The sequence below is a fragment of the Methylophilus sp. TWE2 genome (assembly GCF_001183865.1).
Taxonomy (GTDB): Bacteria; Pseudomonadota; Gammaproteobacteria; order Burkholderiales; family Methylophilaceae; genus Methylophilus.
Genome location: NZ_CP012020.1, coordinates 514,356 through 533,083 on the forward strand (window position 1 = coordinate 514,356; position 18,728 = coordinate 533,083).

General features: G+C 50.0%; 25 protein-coding genes. 24 read left to right on the forward strand and 1 reads right to left on the reverse strand.

The genetic code is table 11. The annotated features are described in order from the left end of the window. Positions 1-66 precede the first annotated feature (66 nt). From ACJ67_RS02380 to tatC, 19 genes are all read left to right on the forward strand, one after another. Positions 67-981: an ABC transporter ATP-binding protein gene (locus ACJ67_RS02380; RefSeq protein WP_049637738.1), complete on the forward strand. Its 915-nt coding sequence runs from the start codon at positions 67-69 to the stop codon at positions 979-981. Further along, positions 978-1,784 (forward strand): ABC transporter permease, encoded by an 807-nt coding sequence (locus ACJ67_RS02385; RefSeq protein WP_049637739.1) that lies wholly within the window; start codon positions 978-980, stop codon positions 1,782-1,784. The genes ACJ67_RS02380 and ACJ67_RS02385 overlap by 4 nt, the downstream gene beginning before the upstream one ends. A 62-nt stretch (positions 1,785-1,846) precedes the next feature. Next, on the forward strand, positions 1,847-2,092 hold the full coding sequence (locus ACJ67_RS02390) for a BolA family protein (protein WP_049637740.1): 246 nt from the start codon (positions 1,847-1,849) through the stop codon (positions 2,090-2,092). 33 nt (positions 2,093-2,125) lie between these two features. Beyond that, on the forward strand, positions 2,126-2,434 hold the full coding sequence (gene grxD / locus ACJ67_RS02395) for a Grx4 family monothiol glutaredoxin (protein WP_018986671.1): 309 nt from the start codon (positions 2,126-2,128) through the stop codon (positions 2,432-2,434). Positions 2,435-2,436: 2 nt separating this feature from the next. Then, the gene (gene murA, locus ACJ67_RS02400) at positions 2,437-3,702 is read left to right on the forward strand and encodes a UDP-N-acetylglucosamine 1-carboxyvinyltransferase (protein ID WP_049637741.1); all 1,266 of its coding nucleotides are present in this window, start codon (positions 2,437-2,439) and stop codon (positions 3,700-3,702) included. Between the two features lie 2 nt (positions 3,703-3,704). Next, the gene (gene hisG / locus ACJ67_RS02405) at positions 3,705-4,346 is read left to right on the forward strand and encodes an ATP phosphoribosyltransferase (RefSeq protein WP_018986669.1); all 642 of its coding nucleotides are present in this window, start codon (positions 3,705-3,707) and stop codon (positions 4,344-4,346) included. A 33-nt stretch (positions 4,347-4,379) separates the two neighbouring features. Further along, positions 4,380-5,675 carry a histidinol dehydrogenase gene (gene hisD, locus ACJ67_RS02410; protein WP_049637742.1) on the forward strand — a complete coding sequence of 432 codons (1,296 nt, stop codon included), beginning with the start codon at positions 4,380-4,382 and terminating at the stop codon, positions 5,673-5,675. Between the two features lie 10 nt (positions 5,676-5,685). Beyond that, positions 5,686-6,750: a histidinol-phosphate transaminase gene (gene hisC / locus ACJ67_RS02415; RefSeq protein WP_049637743.1), complete on the forward strand. Its 1,065-nt coding sequence runs from the start codon at positions 5,686-5,688 to the stop codon at positions 6,748-6,750. Positions 6,751-6,967: 217 nt separating this feature from the next. Further along, a complete protein-coding gene (gene hxlA / locus ACJ67_RS02420; protein WP_049637744.1) occupies positions 6,968-7,849 on the forward strand; it encodes a 3-hexulose-6-phosphate synthase in 882 nt (293 codons plus the stop codon). A gap of 156 nt (positions 7,850-8,005) precedes the next feature. After that, positions 8,006-8,596, forward strand: coding sequence for an imidazoleglycerol-phosphate dehydratase HisB (gene hisB, locus ACJ67_RS02425; RefSeq protein WP_018986664.1), 591 nt, complete (start codon positions 8,006-8,008; stop codon positions 8,594-8,596). Positions 8,597-8,612: 16 nt separating this feature from the next. Next, on the forward strand, positions 8,613-9,257 hold the full coding sequence (gene hisH / locus ACJ67_RS02430) for an imidazole glycerol phosphate synthase subunit HisH (RefSeq protein WP_049637745.1): 645 nt from the start codon (positions 8,613-8,615) through the stop codon (positions 9,255-9,257). A gap of 51 nt (positions 9,258-9,308) precedes the next feature. Further along, entirely contained in the window at positions 9,309-10,052 is a 744-nt protein-coding gene (hisA, locus tag ACJ67_RS02435; protein ID WP_049637746.1) for a 1-(5-phosphoribosyl)-5-[(5-phosphoribosylamino)methylideneamino]imidazole-4-carboxamide isomerase, read from the forward strand. Continuing rightward, positions 10,052-10,816: an imidazole glycerol phosphate synthase subunit HisF gene (gene hisF / locus ACJ67_RS02440; protein ID WP_049637747.1), complete on the forward strand. Its 765-nt coding sequence runs from the start codon at positions 10,052-10,054 to the stop codon at positions 10,814-10,816. Before hisA ends, hisF begins: the two co-directional genes overlap by 1 nt. Next, positions 10,813-11,196, forward strand: a complete 384-nt coding sequence (gene hisI / locus ACJ67_RS02445; protein ID WP_049637748.1) for a phosphoribosyl-AMP cyclohydrolase — start codon at positions 10,813-10,815, stop codon at positions 11,194-11,196. Before hisF ends, hisI begins: the two co-directional genes overlap by 4 nt. After that, positions 11,189-11,506: a phosphoribosyl-ATP diphosphatase gene (locus ACJ67_RS02450; protein ID WP_018986659.1), complete on the forward strand. Its 318-nt coding sequence runs from the start codon at positions 11,189-11,191 to the stop codon at positions 11,504-11,506. Before hisI ends, ACJ67_RS02450 begins: the two co-directional genes overlap by 8 nt. Beyond that, complete coding sequence (locus ACJ67_RS02455) at positions 11,503-11,832, forward strand: histidine triad nucleotide-binding protein (RefSeq protein WP_049637749.1); 330 nt, start codon at positions 11,503-11,505, stop codon at positions 11,830-11,832. Before ACJ67_RS02450 ends, ACJ67_RS02455 begins: the two co-directional genes overlap by 4 nt. A 25-nt stretch (positions 11,833-11,857) precedes the next feature. Continuing rightward, positions 11,858-12,040: a Sec-independent protein translocase subunit TatA gene (tatA, locus tag ACJ67_RS02460; RefSeq protein ID WP_018986657.1), complete on the forward strand. Its 183-nt coding sequence runs from the start codon at positions 11,858-11,860 to the stop codon at positions 12,038-12,040. 13 nt (positions 12,041-12,053) lie between these two features. Next, positions 12,054-12,575, forward strand: a complete 522-nt coding sequence (tatB, locus tag ACJ67_RS02465) for a Sec-independent protein translocase protein TatB (protein WP_049637750.1) — start codon at positions 12,054-12,056, stop codon at positions 12,573-12,575. 23 nt (positions 12,576-12,598) lie between these two features. Further along, positions 12,599-13,336, forward strand: coding sequence for a twin-arginine translocase subunit TatC (gene tatC, locus ACJ67_RS02470; protein WP_049637751.1), 738 nt, complete (start codon positions 12,599-12,601; stop codon positions 13,334-13,336). Here tatC and ACJ67_RS02475 read toward each other — a convergent pair whose 3' ends face one another. Then, positions 13,337-14,494 (reverse strand): S1C family serine protease, encoded by a 1,158-nt coding sequence (locus ACJ67_RS02475; protein ID WP_049637752.1) that lies wholly within the window; start codon positions 14,492-14,494, stop codon positions 13,337-13,339. Between the two features lie 55 nt (positions 14,495-14,549). Here ACJ67_RS02475 and ACJ67_RS02480 point away from each other — a divergent pair, with 55 nt between their 5' ends. From ACJ67_RS02480 to ACJ67_RS02500, 5 genes are all read left to right on the forward strand, one after another. Next, complete coding sequence (locus tag ACJ67_RS02480) at positions 14,550-15,296, forward strand: Nif3-like dinuclear metal center hexameric protein (protein WP_049637753.1); 747 nt, start codon at positions 14,550-14,552, stop codon at positions 15,294-15,296. Between the two features lie 116 nt (positions 15,297-15,412). Further along, the gene (gene petA, locus ACJ67_RS02485) at positions 15,413-16,033 is read left to right on the forward strand and encodes a ubiquinol-cytochrome c reductase iron-sulfur subunit (protein WP_018986652.1); all 621 of its coding nucleotides are present in this window, start codon (positions 15,413-15,415) and stop codon (positions 16,031-16,033) included. A gap of 2 nt (positions 16,034-16,035) precedes the next feature. Further along, positions 16,036-17,325, forward strand: a complete 1,290-nt coding sequence (locus tag ACJ67_RS02490) for a cytochrome bc complex cytochrome b subunit (protein ID WP_049637754.1) — start codon at positions 16,036-16,038, stop codon at positions 17,323-17,325. Then, complete coding sequence (locus tag ACJ67_RS02495) at positions 17,322-18,032, forward strand: cytochrome c1 (protein WP_197080650.1); 711 nt, start codon at positions 17,322-17,324, stop codon at positions 18,030-18,032. The genes ACJ67_RS02490 and ACJ67_RS02495 overlap by 4 nt, the downstream gene beginning before the upstream one ends. Positions 18,033-18,097: 65 nt before the next feature. Continuing rightward, a complete protein-coding gene (locus ACJ67_RS02500; RefSeq protein ID WP_018986649.1) occupies positions 18,098-18,697 on the forward strand; it encodes a glutathione S-transferase N-terminal domain-containing protein in 600 nt (199 codons plus the stop codon). Positions 18,698-18,728: the final 31 nt, after the last annotated feature.

The window sequence follows — 18,728 nt, forward strand, 5'->3', positions numbered from 1 at the left end:
CAAGTCTAACAGCCCCAGCTCTGACGAGGTGGGGTTTCGTTTTTTTGGGATAGCGAAAGGGTATACGTGGCTGCAGCCATAGAGATCACAGGGATTACCAAACGTTTCGGAGCCTTCGAGGCGCTCAGGGGCATTGATTTGCACATTGAGCAAGGCGAATTCTTTGCCTTGCTCGGTCCCAACGGAGCGGGTAAGTCTACCTTGATTAATTTGTTGGCAGGATTGTTGCAGCCGACGAGCGGCAGTATTCGCATCATGGGGCATGATGTACAAACCGACTATCAGCAAGCGCGTCGTGCCCTGGGTGTTGTCCCGCAAGAGCTGGTATTTGACCCGTTTTTTAATGTGCGTGAAATGTTGCGCTTTCAGGCAGGCTATTTTGGCCATGGTCCGGAAAATGATGAATGGGTCGATGAGGTCATTGAAGGCCTGGGTCTGACTGATAAAGCCTATACCAATATGCGCAAACTCTCCGGCGGTATGAAACGCCGCGCCTTGATAGCACAAGCATTGGCGCACAAGCCGCCGGTGATTGTGCTGGATGAACCGACTGCTGGCGTGGATGTTGAATTGCGTCAAATGCTGTGGGCATTTATCCAGAAACTCAACCAGCAAGGGCATACGATTATACTGACCACGCATTATCTGGAAGAAGCGGAAACTCTGTGCGAACGGGTGGCCATGATGAAGCAGGGTAAGATTGTGGCGCTGGATACTACGCGTGCCTTACTCAAAAGTCATGCTGCCAAGCAATTGTCACTCAGGCTTGCGGGCGCACTGCCAAATCAATTGCAGTCCTTACTCAAGCAGCAGAATGGTGACGAGTTCGTGTTGGCATTGTCTGAATTGTCCCAAGTGGAAACCGTATTAAGCACGCTGCGTGAAGCAAATGTGGTGGTACAGGATATGCAATTGCAAGAGGTGGATTTGGAAGATGTGTTTTTGAACCTGGTTGGCAATCAGAAAGGGGCGCAAGCATGAAGTGGCTGAATCCTTTCTTCTGGCTGGACGATAAAATCAGCCCACAGCGGCGTGGCATGTATACCCTTTTTAAAAAGGAGCTATTGCGTTTCTGGCGTGTCGCCTTCCAGACGATTGCCTCCCCAATTTTAACGGCTTTGTTATACCTGCTCATTTTTTCGCATGTATTGGAGTCGCATGTCAAAGTCTATGACCAGGTTAGTTATACTGCTTTCCTGGTACCGGGCCTGATGATGATGTCTTTGCTGCAAAATGCATTTGCCAATAGTTCATCTAGCCTGATCCAGTCCAAAGTCATGGGTAATATTGTGTTCCTCTTGCTAACACCGCTGACGACCCTGGAATTCTTTGTCGCGTTTTTAGCAGCGTCCATGATACGTGGTCTGCTGGTTGGGCTAAGTATTTATCTGGTTGCCTTATTTTTCGTCGATGTACCTACTCAGCATCCGTGGTGGATTATCACATTTGCACTCTGTGGAAGTGCCTTGCTAGGCACTTTTGGCGTCATTGCCGGGATCTGGGCCGATAAATTTGACCAGATGGCCGTATTCCAGAACTTTGTCATCATGCCGCTGACATTTTTGTCTGGCGTGTTTTACTCGATCCATTCTTTGCCGCCGTTCTGGCAGGCCGTGTCGCAGTTGAATCCGTTTTTCTACATGATAGATGGATTTCGGTATGGCTTCTTTGGTCAGGGTGATGTTTCGCCATGGTTGAGCCTGGCCGTCGTGGCTGGCTTCTTGCTGGCATTGGCGTGGCTATGCCTAAAGATGTTAAAATCCGGTTATAAATTACGCAGTTAGCTGAACTGGCAGGAATGACTTTCCTGCCAGTTCAGTCTGCATTTTCTTGAATAGGTGGTTTTGTGTTAACAGCAGCGCAACTTGAGGCTTATATCCGCAATGGCCTGGAATGTGAATACCTGAAAGTGAACGGCGATGACGGCACCCATTTTGATGCGGTGATTGTCAGTCCGGCGTTTGAAGGTAAGCGCATGGTGCAACAGCATCAATTGGTGTATGCCGTATTAGGTGACCGTATGCGCGCCGAAATTCACGCACTGTCTATGCAAACCTATACCCCGACGCAATGGCAGCAGATGCAAGCCTGAGGCGTTTTTGACTGAATAGTGGAGTAAATGAAAATGGACGCACAAGCACAAATTAAAGACACCGTGACCAACAACAAGGTGGTGTTATACATGAAAGGTAGCCCGAAATTCCCACAATGTGGATTTTCCAGCGTGGCTGCGCAAATTCTTACGGCGTGTGGCGCTGAGTTCGTTGCCGTCGACGTATTGCAGGATATGGATATCCGTGAAGGTATCAAACAGTATGCAAACTGGCCGACGATTCCACAGCTGTATGTAGGCGGTGAGTTTATTGGTGGTGCCGACATTATGCGTAGCATGTATCAAAGTGGCGAATTGCAAGAACTGTTGGCGAAAGCATAATTTTGGACAAACTGATTATTGAGGGCGGCGTGCCTTTGCACGGCGAAGTCGTTGTATCTGGTGCCAAGAATGCTGCCTTGCCGATTTTATGTGCGGGTTTGCTGGCAGAAACACCATTCACCTTGACTGGCGTGCCTGAGTTGCGAGATGTGGCTTCCACACTCAAATTGCTGGACACCATGGGCGTCAAGGTCAGCAAAAATGGCGATCAGGTCACCCTGGATGCCAGTGATGTGGCTTCGTTTGAGGCGACCTATGATATGGTGAAAACCATGCGTGCCTCCATTCTGGTGCTTGGACCATTGCTTGCACGGTTTGGTACTGCGCGAGTCTCTTTGCCAGGCGGCTGTGCCATTGGTTCGCGTCCTGTAGATCTACATATTAAAGGCCTGCAAGCGATGGGTGCCGCCATGCATATCACGCACGGTTATATTCAGGCCAGTACCTTGCATCTGCCTAACCGCCGTCTGCAAGGTGCCAAATATTATATGGATCTTGTCACTGTGACTGGTACTGAAAACCTCATGATGGCCGCAGCCCTGGCGCAAGGCACGACTGTGCTTGAAAATGCTGCCAAGGAACCTGAAGTCGTTGATTTGGCCGAATGCCTCAACAAAATGGGGGCCAGAATCAAGGGTGCCGGTACCGATACCATCACTATTGAAGGCGTAGAGCGGTTGAATGGTGCGCAGCATCATATCGTCTGTGACCGGATTGAAGCCGGAACGTATATGGTGGCTGCCGCCATGACTGGTGGCGAAGTGACCTTGAAAAACGCACGAGCCGATTTGCTGGAAGCAGTGATTGAAAAGCTACGTGAGGCGGGTGCCAGTGTTAGTCATAACAACGATAGCATCACCGTTAAAAGTGATGGCAAGTTGAAAGCAGTCAATGTGCGCACTGCGCCACACCCAGCATTTCCTACCGATATGCAGGCGCAGTTCATGGCTATGAATACGGTTGCAGAAGGGGTGTCTACGGTCATTGAAACCATTTTCGAAAACCGCTTTATGCATGTGCAGGAACTGCAGCGCATGGGAGCGAATATTGACGTCCAGGGCAACACGGCACTGGTCAAAGGCGTTGCTGCGCTAGAAGGCGCCAGTGTGATGGCGACTGATTTGCGTGCTTCTGCCGGCCTGGTGCTAGCTGGTCTGGTTGCTGATGGTGAAACGGTGATAGACCGCATCTACCATCTGGACCGTGGCTATGAAAAACTCGAAGAAAAATTGAATCAACTGGGCGCCAAAGTGCGTAGATCGAATTAATCATGATTACTATTGCTCTCAGTAAAGGGCGCATTTTTGAGGAAACGACGCCGCTACTGGCTGCGGCAGGCATTCAGTCTTTGGAGGATCCTGAGTCGTCACGCAAACTAATTTTGCCGACGAATCGTGAAGATGTGCGCCTCGTGATCGTGCGAGCCACTGATGTACCGACCTATGTGCAATACGGGGCAGCGGATATTGGGATTGCTGGCAAGGATGTCTTGGATGAGCATGGTGGTGAGGGTTTGTACCAGCCGCTGGACCTGAATATTGCCCGTTGCAAAATGATGGTGGCTGTACGGGAAGACTTCGATTATGAAGCAAGCATACGCCAGGGTGCACGCCTTAAAGTCGTCACCAAGTATGTGAAAACGGCGCGCGAACATTTTGCCGCTAAAGGCATGCATGTGGACCTGATCAAGCTATATGGTTCGATGGAGCTGGGGCCGTTGGTTGGTTTGGCCGATGCGATTGTCGATCTGGTCAGTACCGGGGGAACTTTGCGCGCAAACAAACTCAAAGCAGTGGAAGAGATTGGTGCCATCAGTTCGCGCTTGGTGGTTAATCAGGCGTCTTATAAAGTGAACCGTCCGTTGCTACAACCAATTATTGACAGCTTTGCCGGTGCCATCCGTAAAGACTAGCCGCCATTCATAAAGATTAATTGACTGAGATCTATGAAGATTAAACGTTTAAATACGCAGGACGCAGGTTTTGAGGCTGAACTGAAAGCCTTGCTGGCTTTTGAAACAGCGCAGGACGACAACATTGACCAAGTGGTCGCCAATATCCTCAGGGATGTAAAGGCACGCGGCGATGCGGCTGTGCTCGAATATACCAACCGGTTTGATAAAACCAATGCGGCCAGTCTGGCCGCGCTGGAAATCCCTCACGCTGAATTGCATGCAGCATTGAATAGTCTGCCAGTGGCGCAACGCGAAGCTTTGCAAGCCGCAGCTGAGCGCGTTCGTAGCTACCACGAGAAACAAATTATGCAATCGTGGCAATATACTGAGCCGGATGGCACCTTGCTGGGGCAGCAAGTGACTGCACTGGACCGCGTTGGGTTGTATGTGCCGGGCGGCAAAGCAGCATATCCGTCCTCCGTGCTCATGAATGCGATCCCGGCTAAAGTGGCTGGCGTGCAGGAGTTGGTGATGGTGGTCCCTACGCCTAACGGTGAGAAAAATCCGTTGGTGTTGGCAGCGGCTGCAGTATGCGGCGTGGACCGCGTATTCTGTATCGGCGGCGCCCAAGCCGTGGGCGCCCTGGCTTATGGCACTGAAACCGTCCCACAGGTTGATAAAATCGTTGGCCCGGGCAATGCCTATGTGGCTGCAGCCAAGCGCCGAGTCTTCGGCGTAGTCGGTATCGATATGGTGGCTGGCCCGTCTGAGATTCTGGTCATCAGTGATGGTAAGAGTAACCCGGACTGGACGGCGATGGATTTGTTCAGTCAGGCCGAGCACGACGAATTGGCGCAAGCGATTTTGCTGTCACCGAGTGCAGCATTCCTCGATCAAGTACAGGCAAGTATTGAGCGCCAGGTGGACGAAATGCCGCGTCAGGAGATTATCCGTACCTCATTGCAAAATCGTGGCGCCTTGATTCAGGTAAAAGACCTGGCTGAAGCAGCCGAGATTTGTAACTACATTGCGCCTGAACACCTGGAGTTATCCATGGACGATGCGCTGACATTCAGCAAGCAGATCAAGCACGCCGGTGCCATCTTTATGGGTCGCGATACCTGTGAGGCGCTGGGTGATTACTGTGCCGGCCCTAACCACGTATTGCCGACTTCAAGGACTGCGCGGTTTAGTTCGCCGCTGGGTGTGTATGACTTCCAGAAGCGTTCCAGCCTGATTATGGTGTCATCCACAGGGGCGCAGACATTAGGCAAAATTGCAGCGACACTGGCGTATGGTGAAGGCTTGCAGGCCCATGCCCGCAGTGCTGAATATCGCCTGAAGTAAGAGGTAAATAATGAGCCAATACTGGAGTGACATAGTTCATCACTTGACGCCTTATGTGCCAGGCGAGCAGCCCAAGCTACAAAACCTGGTCAAGCTCAATACCAATGAAAACCCATACGGCCCTAGCCCCAAGGTCATTGCGGCATTACAGGCCGAAGCGGCTGATAGTCTGCGTCTGTACCCAGACCCTGATTCTGGTCGGCTAAAGGTGGCGATTGCAGACTATCATGGCTTGCAGCCCAGTCAGGTGTTTGTGGGGAATGGGTCGGATGAAGTGCTGGCGCATGTGTTCCAGTCCTTGCTCAAACATGATCAGCCACTGTTGTTCCCGGATATCACCTACAGTTTTTACCCAGTATATTGTGGGTTGTATGGCATTCAGTTCGAGACCGTTCCGCTGAATGCGCAGTTTCAAATTACGGTGCAAGACTACATGCGTCCTAACGGCGGTATTATTTTCCCGAATCCAAATGCACCGACGGGTATTCCGCTGCCATTGGCGGACATTGAGCGACTCTTGCAGGCAAATACACAATCTGTCGTCGTCATTGATGAAGCCTATGTCGACTTTGGAACCGAGTCAGCGGTCTCACTGGTCAATCAATATCACAATTTGCTGGTGACGCACACCTACTCAAAATCACGCTCCCTGGCTGGTTTACGCGTGGGTTACGCCGTGGGTGACGCAGGATTAATTGAAGCATTGATGCGGGTTAAAGACAGTTTTAACTCTTATCCTATTGACCGCTTTGCCGAAGCCGGGGCCATTGCTGCGATCAAGGACGAAGACTTTTTTCAGCAAACGCGCCAGCAAGTAATGGCGTCACGTGAACAGTTGGTTGTCGAAATGACAGCAATGGGGTTTGAGGTGCTGCCATCGGGCGCTAATTTTATCTTTGCGCGGCATCCCCAATACTCTGGTGAGCAACTGGCGGCGGGTTTACGCGAACAGGCCGTCATTGTCCGCCATTTTAAAAAACCGGCCCGCATTGCAGAGTTTTTGCGTATTACGATAGGCGATGATTCACAAAATCAGGCCTTAATGAAGGCATTACGCACGCTTCTACAGCCTTGATGTCGCTAAAATCGAAGTATTTGCCGTAAATTCACCACTAACATCGTGTAAATGATTGCATAATGACTTAAAAAAAGTCGTCGCAATATTGTCATTTTTTTCAAAATACGGTTATGATGCACGCTATTGTACATAATGTGCAGTGAGGGCTGCGTTTGCATAATTGCTGCGCATTAATTCATTGGATTTAAAATAGAGCAAACTCGGAGGAAGAAAAATGGCACAAACCCAGATGGCATTGGACTCATTGGATTTTGACGCAACGATTGCATTGGCAGCTAAAGTAGCGCCACACGTTGATATTCTGGAAATTGGTACACCTTGTATCAAACATAACGGTATCGAACTGTTGAAAGCATTGCGTTCTAAATTTCCTAACAACAAGATTTTGGTTGACCTGAAAACCATGGATGCGGGCTTCTACGAAGCTGAGCCATTCTACAAAGCAGGTGCTGATATTTGTACCGTGTTGGGTACTGCAGACATCGGTACGATCAAAGGTGTGATTGACGCTGCCAACAAATATGGCAAAGAAGCGCAAATCGACCTGATCAACGTTAAAGACAAAAAAGCCCGTACGCTGGAAGTCGTTAAACTGGGTGCACACATTATCGGTGTTCATACTGGTTTGGACCAACAGGCGGCTGGTCAAACCCCATTTGCTGACCTAGGCCTGGTATCTGGCCTGAAAACAGGCGCTAAAGTGTCTGTTGCTGGTGGCGTGAAAGCGGCAACAACCAAGCAAGTGGTAGACGCAGGTGCTGATATCGTGGTGGCTGGTGCTGCTATCTACGGCGCTGCTGATCCAGCGGCTGCTGCTAACGAAATCACCAAAATTGCTCACGGTTCTGGCGCTGCTGCAAAAGGTGGCAATAAGTTGCTGCCATGGATCATCGCTGCGGTTGCGGCAGTATTGGTATTCTCATTGCTGGGTAAAAAATCTGAAGAAGCTGCTCCTGCTGCCGAAGCACCAGCAGCTGAAGAAACCGCTCCTGCTGAAGCTGCTCCTGCCGCAGAAGCACCAGCAGCTGAAGAGACTGCTCCTGCTGAAGCTGCACCTAGTGAAGAAGCTGCGCCAGTAACTGAAGGTGCTAACTAATCAATCGCTATTCACGCGGATAGCTTTCTGATTTAAAAAGCAGCCCAACCGGGCTGCTTTTTTGTTTTTCATAACGGCTTTTTGCCTGTCGGGCAAGACTTGCTGTAAAATGACTCCAATCATTGCAAATTCTCTTTGAATACCTTCCTTTCTCATATGTCACGTCAAGCTGAAGTCACGCGTAATACGTTAGAAACACAAATCACTGTCTCGATTAACCTCGATGGCACTGGCCAATCCGAGTTGCACAGCGGTTTGGGTTTTCTGGATCATATGCTGGACCAAATTGCCCGTCACGGCATGATCGATTTGAAAGTGCATGCCAAGGGCGACTTGCATATTGATGGACACCACACGGTGGAAGATATCGGTATTACGCTAGGGCAGGCGTTTTTCAAGGCGTTAGGCGATAAAAAAGGCTTGACGCGCTATGGTCATAGCTATGTCCCGCTTGATGAAGCATTGAGCCGGGTGGCGCTGGATTTGTCCGGTCGTCCCGGCTTGGAGTTTGATTGCACCTTCACGCGTGCCATGATTGGTGAGTTTGATGTGGACCTGATTCATGAATTCTTTCAGGGTTTCGTCAATCATGCATTAGTCACGTTGCATATTGATAACCTCAAGGGGCATAATGCTCACCATCAGGCAGAAACCATCTTCAAAGCCTTCGGGCGTGCGCTGCGTATGGCGGCGACCCCAGATCCACGTATGGCAGGATTGATGCCATCTACCAAGGGTGCGTTATAACGCCTGATTGCTTATCATGAGTCGTTTGCAAGTTGCCATTGTTGATTATGGCATGGGTAATTTAAGATCGGTGGCCAATGCTTTCAAAGCTGTCGCCCCATCCATTTCTATTGCGGTTACCAGCGATGCCGAGCAGATTGCGCAAGCCGAGCGTGTCGTCTTCCCTGGCCAAGGAGCTATGCCGGATTGCATCCGCGAGCTCGATGCGCGACATCTACGTCAGTCAGTTCTAGATGCCACACAGCAAAAACCTTTCTTGGGGATTTGTATCGGCCTGCAGATGCTATTTGAGCACTCTGAAGAAGGTGATGTACCTGGCCTGGGCGTTTATCCTGGCGAAGTGAAACGTTTTCCGCACGAGCGGATGGTCGATGTGCATGGTGCCAAGCTGAAAGTGCCACACATGGGCTGGAGCCAAGTGCATCAAACCCGGGTCCATGCCATGTGGGCTGAGATTCCTGACCGGGCACGTTTTTACTATGTACACAGTTACTATGTAGCCCCTGATGATGCCAGCCTGACCGCAGCCACTACGGCTTACCCATTTGATTTTACGGGTGCGATTGCGCGGGATAACGTATTTGCCGTACAGTTTCACCCGGAAAAGAGTGCCAGTGCAGGCTTGCAACTTTTACGAAACTTTGTAAACTGGAAGCCCTAGGCGGGTTTTCGGTCGTTTTAGTCATTACTCGTATTTATCATTGAAAACAACATGTTAATTATTCCAGCAATTGATTTGAAAGATGGTCACTGTGTGCGTTTGAAGCAGGGCCTGATGGAAGAATCCACAGTATTTTCCGAAGATCCGGCCGCCATGGCCAGACATTGGGTAGATAAAGGCGGTAAACGTTTGCACTTGGTGGATTTGAACGGTGCTTTTGCCGGAAAGCCAGTCAATGAAGATGCGATCAAATCTATTGTCGCGGCCGTGGGTGGTGATATCCCTATTCAATTGGGTGGCGGTATCCGTGACTTGGATACGATAGAGCGTTATCTGGATGACGGCATCAGCTATGTCATTATCGGGACAGCTGCCGTGAAAAACCCAGGTTTCCTGCACGAGGCTTGCTATGCGTTTCCAGGCCAGATCATGGTCGGCCTGGATGCTAAAGATGGCAAGGTAGCGGTGGATGGTTGGTCAAAACTGACCGGGCACGATGTGATAGACCTGGCCAAGAAGTTTGAAGACTACGGTGTGGAGAGTATTGTCTATACCGACATTGGCCGTGATGGTATGTTGACCGGCGTGAATATTGAAGCCACGGTCGCCTTGGCGCAGGCCTTAACCATCCCGGTGATTGCCAGTGGCGGAGTCACCAATCTCGACGACGTGCGCAACCTGTGTGCTGTGCAGGATGAAGGCATTATGGGCACCATTACCGGCCGCGCCATCTACGAAGGGACTCTGGACTTTGCTGCGGCGCAACAGCTGGCTGACCAGCTGAGCGGTCAATAATGGGGTGTGCTAAACGCATTATTCCTTGCCTTGATGTGACCGATGGCCGCGTTGTTAAGGGCATTAATTTCCTTGAGTTGCGCGACGCTGGTGATCCTGTGGAAATTGCCCAGCGTTACAACGATCAGGGCGCAGATGAGCTCACCTTTCTCGATATCACTGCCAGTTCCGATAACCGCGACCTGATACTGCACATCATAGAACGCGTGGCCGAACAGATTTTTATCCCGCTGACAGTCGGTGGAGGTGTGCGTAAAGTTGAAGATGTGCGACGCTTGCTCAATGCTGGTGCCGACAAAGTCAGTATCAACACCACTGCAGTGTTAAATCCGCAAGTCGTCGAGGATGCCGCTGGCCGTTTCGGGTCACAATGTATTGTTGTAGCGATTGATGCTAAAAAGGTCGATAACCAACCATTTGAATGGGAAGTTTTCACGCATGGCGGTCGTCATCCCACTGGTTTGGATGCCGTCAAATGGGCGCAGAAAATGGTGAGCCTGGGGGCTGGTGAATTGCTGGTCACTAGCATGGACCGCGATGGGACCAAGATTGGCTTCAATAATCCGCTTAACAAAGCGATCAGCGATGCGGTAGACGTACCGCTAATCGCTTCCGGCGGGGTGGGCAACTTGCAGCACCTGGTAGATGGCGTGACGATCGGTGGCGCAGATGCGGTACTGGCTGCCAGTATCTTTCATTATGGCGAATTCACAGTCCAGCAGGCCAAAGATTATATGCGTGAACACGGATTGGAAATGCGATGAGCTGGCTGGACCAAGTGGCCTGGACTGAGGACGGACTTGTACCCGTCATCGCTCAGGAAAAAGAGACTGGCAAAATCCTGATGTTTGCCTGGATGAATCGCGAGGCTTTGCAGCTCACACGCGAGACTGGGCATGCCGTCTATTTTTCCCGCTCACGAAACAAGTTGTGGCACAAAGGCGAAGAGTCCGGGCACACACAGATTGTGCATGATATCCGCCTTGACTGTGATAACGATGTCGTCATGATCACGGTCGAACAGTTGGGTGGTATTGCGTGTCATACTGGTCGGCATAATTGCTTTTTCCAGCAATTACAAGGCGATGAGTGGGTGACGGTAGAACCTGTGCTCAAAGACCCGAAAGCGATTTATCATGAGTGATGTATTAAACAGGCTATCCGAGTTGCTCGAACAGCGTAAGGCCGCTGATCCATCTTCTTCCTATGTTGCGAAGTTGTATGCCAAAGGTATGGACAGTATCCTCAAAAAGATCGGTGAAGAAGCCACTGAAACTGTGATTGCTGCCAAGGGTGGTAAGGCCGACGAAATCATTTATGAAACAGCAGATTTATGGTTTCATACGCTGGTGATGTTGAGTCATGCCGGACTCAGTGCTCAAGATGTGCTTGACGAATTGGCGCGCCGCGAAGGCTTGTCTGGCATTGCAGAGAAAGCGAACAGAACAGAATGAGTGCAGACTGTATTTTTTGCAAAATCGTTGCGGGTTACATTCCGTCAAAAACGATATTTCAAGATGACGAGGTCATTGCGTTTCACGACATTCGTCCATTAGCCAAGGTGCATTTTTTGATTGTGCCCAAGGCGCATATTGAAACGCTGAAAGATTGCACGGCTGAACATCAGGCCTTGTTGGGGAAAATGATGTTGCTTGCTGCCCAGTTAGCCGCTGAGCAAGGCTTGACGGGTTACAAGACTGTCATGAATGTTGGTCGCGAAGGCGGCCAGGAAGTGTTTCATATTCATCTGCATGTGTTTGGTGGCGGACCTGCCGCCTGATGCCAGAAAGATAAAGGAGATTGCAATGGGTTCATTTAGTTTGTGGCATTGGCTGATTGTCTTACTGATTGTGGTGTTGGTATTTGGTACCAAAAAGCTACGTAATATCGGTGGAGATGTAGGCGGGGCGGTCAATGAGTTCAAGAAGGCAATGAATGAAGGTAAGGATGCATCCAAGCCTGAAGAGATTTCAGATAAAAGTAAGTGAACACTGACGCGCCGTGTTTGATATTTCATTTTCAGAACTGATGGTCATTGCCATCATCGCGCTCGTGGTGATTGGGCCGGAAAAGTTGCCAAAAGTCGCCCGCACTGCGGGCGCTTTTTTTGGTCGGCTGCAACGTTTTGTCTCGCAAGTGAAAGACGAAGTAAACCGGGAATCACGTTTTGCTGAATTGCAAACACTGCAGCAGGAAGTACAATCCAGTTTGCATCAAAGCTATACGGAAATTGAACAAAGTATTTTGCCCGCAAAACCGGCTGCAGATGAGGTTGTGGCAGACCCTGTGAAGGTTAAAAAGCCGCGTAAACCGCGCCAACGTAAAACGCCTTCAGTGGTTGAGCAGTCTTCTGAAGCAGAGTCCATTTCCACCAAACAATCAATCGCCAAGCCTGGTGATCCACAAGCTGAGCTGTTTGCAGCGGCACCTATGCCTGAGCAAAAGAAACCGCGCCGACCACGTAAAACAGTTAAAAGAGAAGATCTAGTCGATTCTGTCTCTGAACAAAAACCGCTTTCTTAAGCGTTTACGAAATCCCGCTCATCATGACGCCTACCGAAAGTTTTATTTCACACCTGATTGAATTGCGCAACCGCCTGCTACGTGCAATCGTCGGCTGGCTGGTCGTGTTTGTGGCCTTGTTCCCGTTTGCCGACAAACTTTATAGCCTGATAGCGGCGCCGTTATTGAGCAAGTTGCCCCAAGGTGCGCAAATGATTGCCACGGCAGTGACGACGCCTTTTTTTGTGCCCATGAAAGTGACTATGCTGACGGCCTTTCTCGTCGCCCTGCCGTGGATGATTTACCAATGCTGGGCCTTTATTGCACCAGGGTTGTATGAGCATGAAAAACGACTAATCCGTCCTTTGCTGGCGGCGGCGATGGTCTTGTTTTTTGTTGGTATGGCTTTTGCCTATTTTGTCGTGTTTCCTGTCGTATTCGGCTTCTTGGTTGGCAGTGCGCCGCAAGGCGTTGCTGTCATGACCGATATTGCCGAATACCTGAATTTTGTCATCGGCTTGTTTGTTGCCTTTGGCTTTGCGTTTGAAGTGCCTGTTGCCGTGGTGCTGATAGCATTGATGGGGTGGGTGACCTTGGACCAATTAAAGGAATCACGTTCTTACGTCATTGTTGGCGCTTTTGTCTTGGGGGCGATTTTCACGCCGCCCGATATTGTGTCGCAATGTATGCTGGCGGTACCGCTGTGGTTGCTTTACGAGCTTGGCCTCCTGGTGGTGCGCTGGTTGCCGCAACCGCCAGCGACTGATTCTCCGACAAGCTAATTATTGCGGTAGTTTGCTTGGGAGTGGGCGCTTGCCAACTACCAGTGCAATATTGACTTTTTTGCCCGCACGTATGATGGACAAGGTTGCTTTGTCGCCTGGTTTAAGCATGGCAATAATATTGAGCATAGATTGACTATCTGCTACTGGTTTGTCATCAATGCCCACCAAGATATCGCCTGGACGTAAACCTGCCTTGTCAGCCGGGCTATCCAACAGGACGCCGGCAATCAGGGACCCGTTCGCTGTTTTCAAGTTGAAGGACTCTGCCAGCTCTGGCGTAATATCTTGGGCCTCGATCCCTATCCAGCCACGTGTCACCGAACCATTAAATGTAATTTGCTCCATGACCTGTTTGGCAATGCTGACCGGGATGGCAAAGCCAATCCCCATACTGCCGCCATTGCGTGAATAAATGGCGCTGTTGATGCCGATCAGGTTGCCGTTGACGTCTATGAGGGCGCCACCGGAGTTGCCTGGGTTGATTGAGGCATCTGTTTGAATGAAGTTCTCAAAGGTATTGATGCCCAGATGATTGCGACCCAATGCACTGATGATACCCTGAGTCACGGTTTGGCCGACACCAAACGGGTTACCAATCGCCAGAACGACATCGCCTACTTTCATCTGGTCACTGTTGCTGAAGGTGATGGCTGGCAGTTTTTTGCGATTTATTTTAAGCACTGCTAAATCGGTATCCGGATCGGTACCTACCACCGTGGCAGAGGACTTGCTGCCATCGCTAAGCGCCACTTCGATCTGGTCAGCTGAGCTGATGACGTGATTGTTGGTCAGAATCAGGCCGTCGGCGCTGACAATCACGCCGCTTCCCAGGCTGTTTTCAGGTTGCTCGTCTTCCTCTTCCATCTCTTCACCGAAAAAATGGCGGAACAATGGGTCATTTTTTAAAGCATGATGCGGATCCTGGCTGATGCCTTCGGTGGTGAAAATGTTCACCACCGAAGGCATGGCTTTGCTCACCGCGGTGCGATAGCCGGTTTTGGCGATCACCGTGCTACTGTTGGCCGCCGTTTCCTTGATCACCAGTGTTTTGTTAGCGGGTTGCGTGAGAATGTTTGGATAAAATAATTTTAAGACAAACAAAACGCCCAAACAAACGGTGACGGCTTGTGAGAAGATAGTCCAAAGATATCGCATAATTGCAAAAGTAAAATGAGTCTTAACAAGTCACTAGTATATATGAGAGTCTGAGATGGAATTGAATCTTCTTGTTGCGGAATTGGCCAATTTTTTACAAGTTGGAAAATTTCAGGATTATTGCCCGAATGGATTGCAAGTCGAAGGTCGGCCGCAAGTGCGGCGCATTGTCAGTGGTGTGACGGCCAGCCAGGCTCTGATTGAAGCTGCAATTGAGGCGGATGCGGATGCCGTTCTTGTGCATCATGGCTATTTCTGGCGTGGTGAAGCGTCTGAGGTCACTGGGCTCAAGCGCAATCGTCTCAAGCGCTTGCTGACTTATGATCTGAGCTTGCTTGCCTACCATTTGCCGCTGGATGCACACGCTGAAGTTGGAAATAACGTACAACTCGGCAAAGTGCTTGAGTGGCCCATCGTGCGTTATCTGGATGATAAAAATATGCTGCCAGTAGCGGAGTTCTCACAAACGATGACGCTGAGTCAATTGGGTGATCACGTTAGTCGGAAACTTGGGCGTTCAGCACAAATACTCGGCAATCCTCAAAAGCCGGTACAAACAGTGGCTTGGTGTACAGGAGCGGCGCAGTCGTATATCCAACAGGCAGTCAATGCTGGCGTGGATCTCTTTGTCAGCGGTGAAGTCTCTGAGCAGACCTGGCACACCGTGTGTGAAACGGATACGGCTTATATCAGCGCAGGGCATCACGCGACTGAGCGTTATGGGGTGCAGGCGCTAGGACATTGGCTGGCGGAAAAATATGGGATTGAGCATATTTATGTGGAGTTGGATAACCCGGTTTAGTTGATAAATATCAATGACTTATTGAATTATATTTGGCTTGTTTATGCGAAAAATGTATAATCGCGCCTGAAGTTTTGATCACACTGTTACCTCAAAAGGGTAGATTAAGGAAGCCAATGTCAGAAAACAAAATTGACAACAACTGTTTGTCGTTTTGCCAGCCATCTGAGGTGGATTTGCAAAAACGCGACTTTTTGGTGAAGGCCACGGCTGCCACCGGTGCTGTGGGTGTTGCTGCTGTAGCGGTCCCGTTTGTAGGTAGCATGCTGCCTAGTGAGCGTGCCAAAGCGGCAGGTGCGCCAGTAGAAATTGATATCAGCAAGTTGAAGCCGGGCGAGAAAATGACTGCCGAATGGCGCGGTCAGCCGGTATGGATTGTGCGCCGCACGCCGGAAATGTTGGCCAAGCTTTCCAAGCATGATGATCAGCTTTCCGATCCTAAGCTAGAAGTGCCTCAGCAGCCTGAATATTGTAAGAATCCCGCACGGGCAATCAAACCAGAATTTGCGATCATGTTGGGGACCTGTACCCATCTTGGTTGCTCGCCGAATGACAATTTTGCCATAACGGCAGATTGGGACGGTGGTTTTGTCTGTCCATGTCATGGATCTAAGTTTGACTTGGCAGGTCGCGTCATGAAGGGGTCTCCTGCACCCACCAATCTCGTGGTGCCACCGCATCAATATCTTACTGAAACGACTATTTTGGTTGGCGACGACAAGAAAGCGGGAGCTTAAGCATGGCGGACACAAAAAAAATAGAAACGACTGGTCTGTTGGGCTGGATTGATTCCCGTTTCCCACTGACCAGTACGATAAAAGGACATCTTACCGAGTATTACGCACCTAAGAACTTCAATTTCTGGTACTTCTTTGGTTCGTTGGCGTTATTGGTGCTGGTGCTGCAGATTGTCACTGGCATCTTCCTGACCATGAACTACAAGCCGGATGCCGAATTGGCGTTTGCTTCGGTCGAATACATTATGCGTGATGTATTTGGTGGCAACATTATCCGTTATATGCACTCTACCGGTGCTTCCATGTTCTTCGTGGTGGTCTACCTGCATATGTTCCGTGGCCTGATTTACGGGTCATACCGTACACCGCGTGAATTGATCTGGCTGTTTGGCGTAGGCATTTTCCTGGTATTGATGGGTGAGGCCTTCTTCGGCTACCTGCTGCCATGGGGCCAAATGTCATACTGGGGTGCGCAGGTGATTGTGAACCTGTTCTCTACCGTACCATTTATCGGTCCTGATCTGTCTGAATGGTTGCGCGGTGACTACTTGGTGTCGGATGCAACATTGAACCGCTTCTTTGCTTTCCACGTGATTGCTTTGCCGTTGGTTTTGTTGGGTCTGGTGGCAGTGCACATTGTGGCCTTGCATGAGGTGGGTTCTAACAACCCTGATGGCGTTGAAATCAAGAAGCATAAGGACAAGGAAACAGGTATTCCATTAGATGGTATTCCGTTCCACCCTTACTACTCTGTCAAAGATATGGTGGGTGTGGTGGCCTTCCTCATGGTGTTCTTTGCGATTGTGTTCTTTATGCCGGAAATGGGCGGTTATTTCCTTGAGGCGAACAACTTTATCCCGGCAGATCCGCTGAAAACACCACCGCATATTGCGCCAGTCTGGTATTTCACGCCTTATTACTCCATCTTGCGTGCAGTACCGCCTATCGGTATTTCACAGTTCCCTGGTGTAGTAGCCATGGGCTTGTCAGTGGTGGCGTTTGCTTTCTTGCCATGGCTGGACAAGAGCCCAGTGAAATCTATCCGTTACCGTGGCAAGTTGTACAAGCGCTGGTTAACGGCGTTCGTGATCAGCTTTGTCATCCTGGGTTACCTGGGTACAGTGCCAGGCGATGTCTGGGGGCAATTCGGTCCATGGATGGGGCGCGCAGATCGTGCGACAGTGCTTGCCCGTATTTGTGCCGTTGTGTACTTCGCATTCTTTGCGTTGATGCCTTGGTACACCAAAAAAGACCAAACCAAGCCAGCGCCAGAAAGGGTGACATACAAATGATGAAAAAATGGTTTATTCAGGCATTTGCTAGCCTGGCATTGCTGGCCTCCGGCGTTGCTCTGGCGAACGAAGTGCATATTGACGTCAAGGCGCCAATCAAAATGACGGATAAGGCGTCATTGCAGCGCGGTGCCAAGATTTTTGTAAACTACTGCTTAAACTGCCATAGCGCAAACTACATGCGTTACAACCGTTTGCAGGATATCGGCCTGAGCGACAAGCAAATCAAGGAAAACTTGTTGTTTGCCGGTGAAAAAGTAGGCGAAACCATGCGTATCAGCATGAACCCTAAAGATGCCAAAAAGTGGTTTGGTGCTGCGCCACCTGACCTGAGCGTTGAAGTGCGTGCGCGTGGTGCCGATTGGGTATATGCCTACCTGCGTAGTTTTTACAAGGACGACACTCGTCCTACCGGCTGGAACAACCAGGTATTTGACAAAGTAGCGATGCCGCACGTGTTGTATGAGTTGCAGGGTATCCAGGTGTTGGACCATGAAACACATGCGCTGAAACTGGAGAAAGCTGGTAAGTTGAGTCCTGAAGAGTATGACCAGTTTGTTGGTGATCTCACCAACTTCCTGGCCTTTATGGCTGAGCCAGCCAAACAATCCCGTTTGTGGATTGGCGTGGTGGTGTTGCTATTCCTGTCTGTGCTGTTCGTCTTGGTTAAAAAAATTAAAGCGGAATACTGGAAAGATATTCGCTAATTGAAACCCAAGTCCGACACCAAGGCGTGAGGCCTTGGTGTCTTTTTTTATAGGGAAAATAAATTATGATGAGATTGTATTCGGGTACCGTAGATCCTTACAGTCACCGTTGCCGTATCGTACTGTTCGAAAAAGGGATGGACTTTGAAGTCATTGATGTTGACTTAACCAATAAGACCGAAGATTTGGCCATCTTGAACCCATATGGTGAAGTGCCGGTGCTGGTTGAGCGTGACCTCGTATTGTCGGAAGCCAATATCATCAATGAGTATATTGATGAGCGTTTCCCACATCCACAATTGATGCCTGCGGATCCTGTGATGCGTGCACGTGCGCGTCTGTTCCTTTACAACTTTGAAAAAGACCTGTTCAGCCACATCAAGGACATTGAGTCCAGCGATGAGGAAACGGCTGACAAAGCACGTAAAGTGGTGCGTGACAACCTGACGCAGCTGGTGCCGATTTTTGGTAAACAAAGTTACCTGATGGGTGATGAGTACTCCATGCTTGATGTGGCGATTACGCCATTGTTATGGCGCCTGGGACATTATGGGATTGAGTTGCCAAACCAGGCAGCGCCATTGCTCAAATACGCAGAGAGACTATTCTCCCGCCCGATGTATGCAGAAGCGATGACGCCTTCTGAAAAGGCGATGCGTAAATAACGCCTTGGCATACAAGCAGCGCGGATGATAT

Excerpts from the sequence above, each read along its gene's own strand:
- ACJ67_RS02385 (WP_049637739.1), top strand. The coding sequence starts at position 978 with ATGAAGTGGCTGAATCCTTTCTTCTGGCTGGACGATAAAATCAGCCCA.
- grxD (WP_018986671.1), top strand. The coding sequence starts at position 2,126 with ATGGACGCACAAGCACAAATTAAAGACACCGTGACCAACAACAAGGTG.
- hisG (WP_018986669.1), top strand. The coding sequence starts at position 3,705 with ATGATTACTATTGCTCTCAGTAAAGGGCGCATTTTTGAGGAAACGACG.
- hisD (WP_049637742.1), top strand. The coding sequence starts at position 4,380 with ATGAAGATTAAACGTTTAAATACGCAGGACGCAGGTTTTGAGGCTGAA.
- hisC (WP_049637743.1), top strand. The coding sequence starts at position 5,686 with ATGAGCCAATACTGGAGTGACATAGTTCATCACTTGACGCCTTATGTG.
- hxlA (WP_049637744.1), top strand. The coding sequence starts at position 6,968 with ATGGCACAAACCCAGATGGCATTGGACTCATTGGATTTTGACGCAACG.
- hisB (WP_018986664.1), top strand. The coding sequence starts at position 8,006 with ATGTCACGTCAAGCTGAAGTCACGCGTAATACGTTAGAAACACAAATC.
- hisH (WP_049637745.1), top strand. The coding sequence starts at position 8,613 with ATGAGTCGTTTGCAAGTTGCCATTGTTGATTATGGCATGGGTAATTTA.
- hisA (WP_049637746.1), top strand. The coding sequence starts at position 9,309 with ATGTTAATTATTCCAGCAATTGATTTGAAAGATGGTCACTGTGTGCGT.
- hisF (WP_049637747.1), top strand. The coding sequence starts at position 10,052 with ATGGGGTGTGCTAAACGCATTATTCCTTGCCTTGATGTGACCGATGGC.
- hisI (WP_049637748.1), top strand. The coding sequence starts at position 10,813 with ATGAGCTGGCTGGACCAAGTGGCCTGGACTGAGGACGGACTTGTACCC.
- ACJ67_RS02450 (WP_018986659.1), top strand. The coding sequence starts at position 11,189 with ATGAGTGATGTATTAAACAGGCTATCCGAGTTGCTCGAACAGCGTAAG.
- ACJ67_RS02455 (WP_049637749.1), top strand. The coding sequence starts at position 11,503 with ATGAGTGCAGACTGTATTTTTTGCAAAATCGTTGCGGGTTACATTCCG.
- tatA (WP_018986657.1), top strand. The coding sequence starts at position 11,858 with ATGGGTTCATTTAGTTTGTGGCATTGGCTGATTGTCTTACTGATTGTG.
- tatC (WP_049637751.1), top strand. The coding sequence starts at position 12,599 with ATGACGCCTACCGAAAGTTTTATTTCACACCTGATTGAATTGCGCAAC.
- ACJ67_RS02475 (WP_049637752.1), bottom strand. The coding sequence starts at position 14,494 with ATGCGATATCTTTGGACTATCTTCTCACAAGCCGTCACCGTTTGTTTG.
- ACJ67_RS02480 (WP_049637753.1), top strand. The coding sequence starts at position 14,550 with ATGGAATTGAATCTTCTTGTTGCGGAATTGGCCAATTTTTTACAAGTT.
- petA (WP_018986652.1), top strand. The coding sequence starts at position 15,413 with ATGTCAGAAAACAAAATTGACAACAACTGTTTGTCGTTTTGCCAGCCA.
- ACJ67_RS02490 (WP_049637754.1), top strand. The coding sequence starts at position 16,036 with ATGGCGGACACAAAAAAAATAGAAACGACTGGTCTGTTGGGCTGGATT.
- ACJ67_RS02495 (WP_197080650.1), top strand. The coding sequence starts at position 17,322 with ATGATGAAAAAATGGTTTATTCAGGCATTTGCTAGCCTGGCATTGCTG.
- ACJ67_RS02500 (WP_018986649.1), top strand. The coding sequence starts at position 18,098 with ATGATGAGATTGTATTCGGGTACCGTAGATCCTTACAGTCACCGTTGC.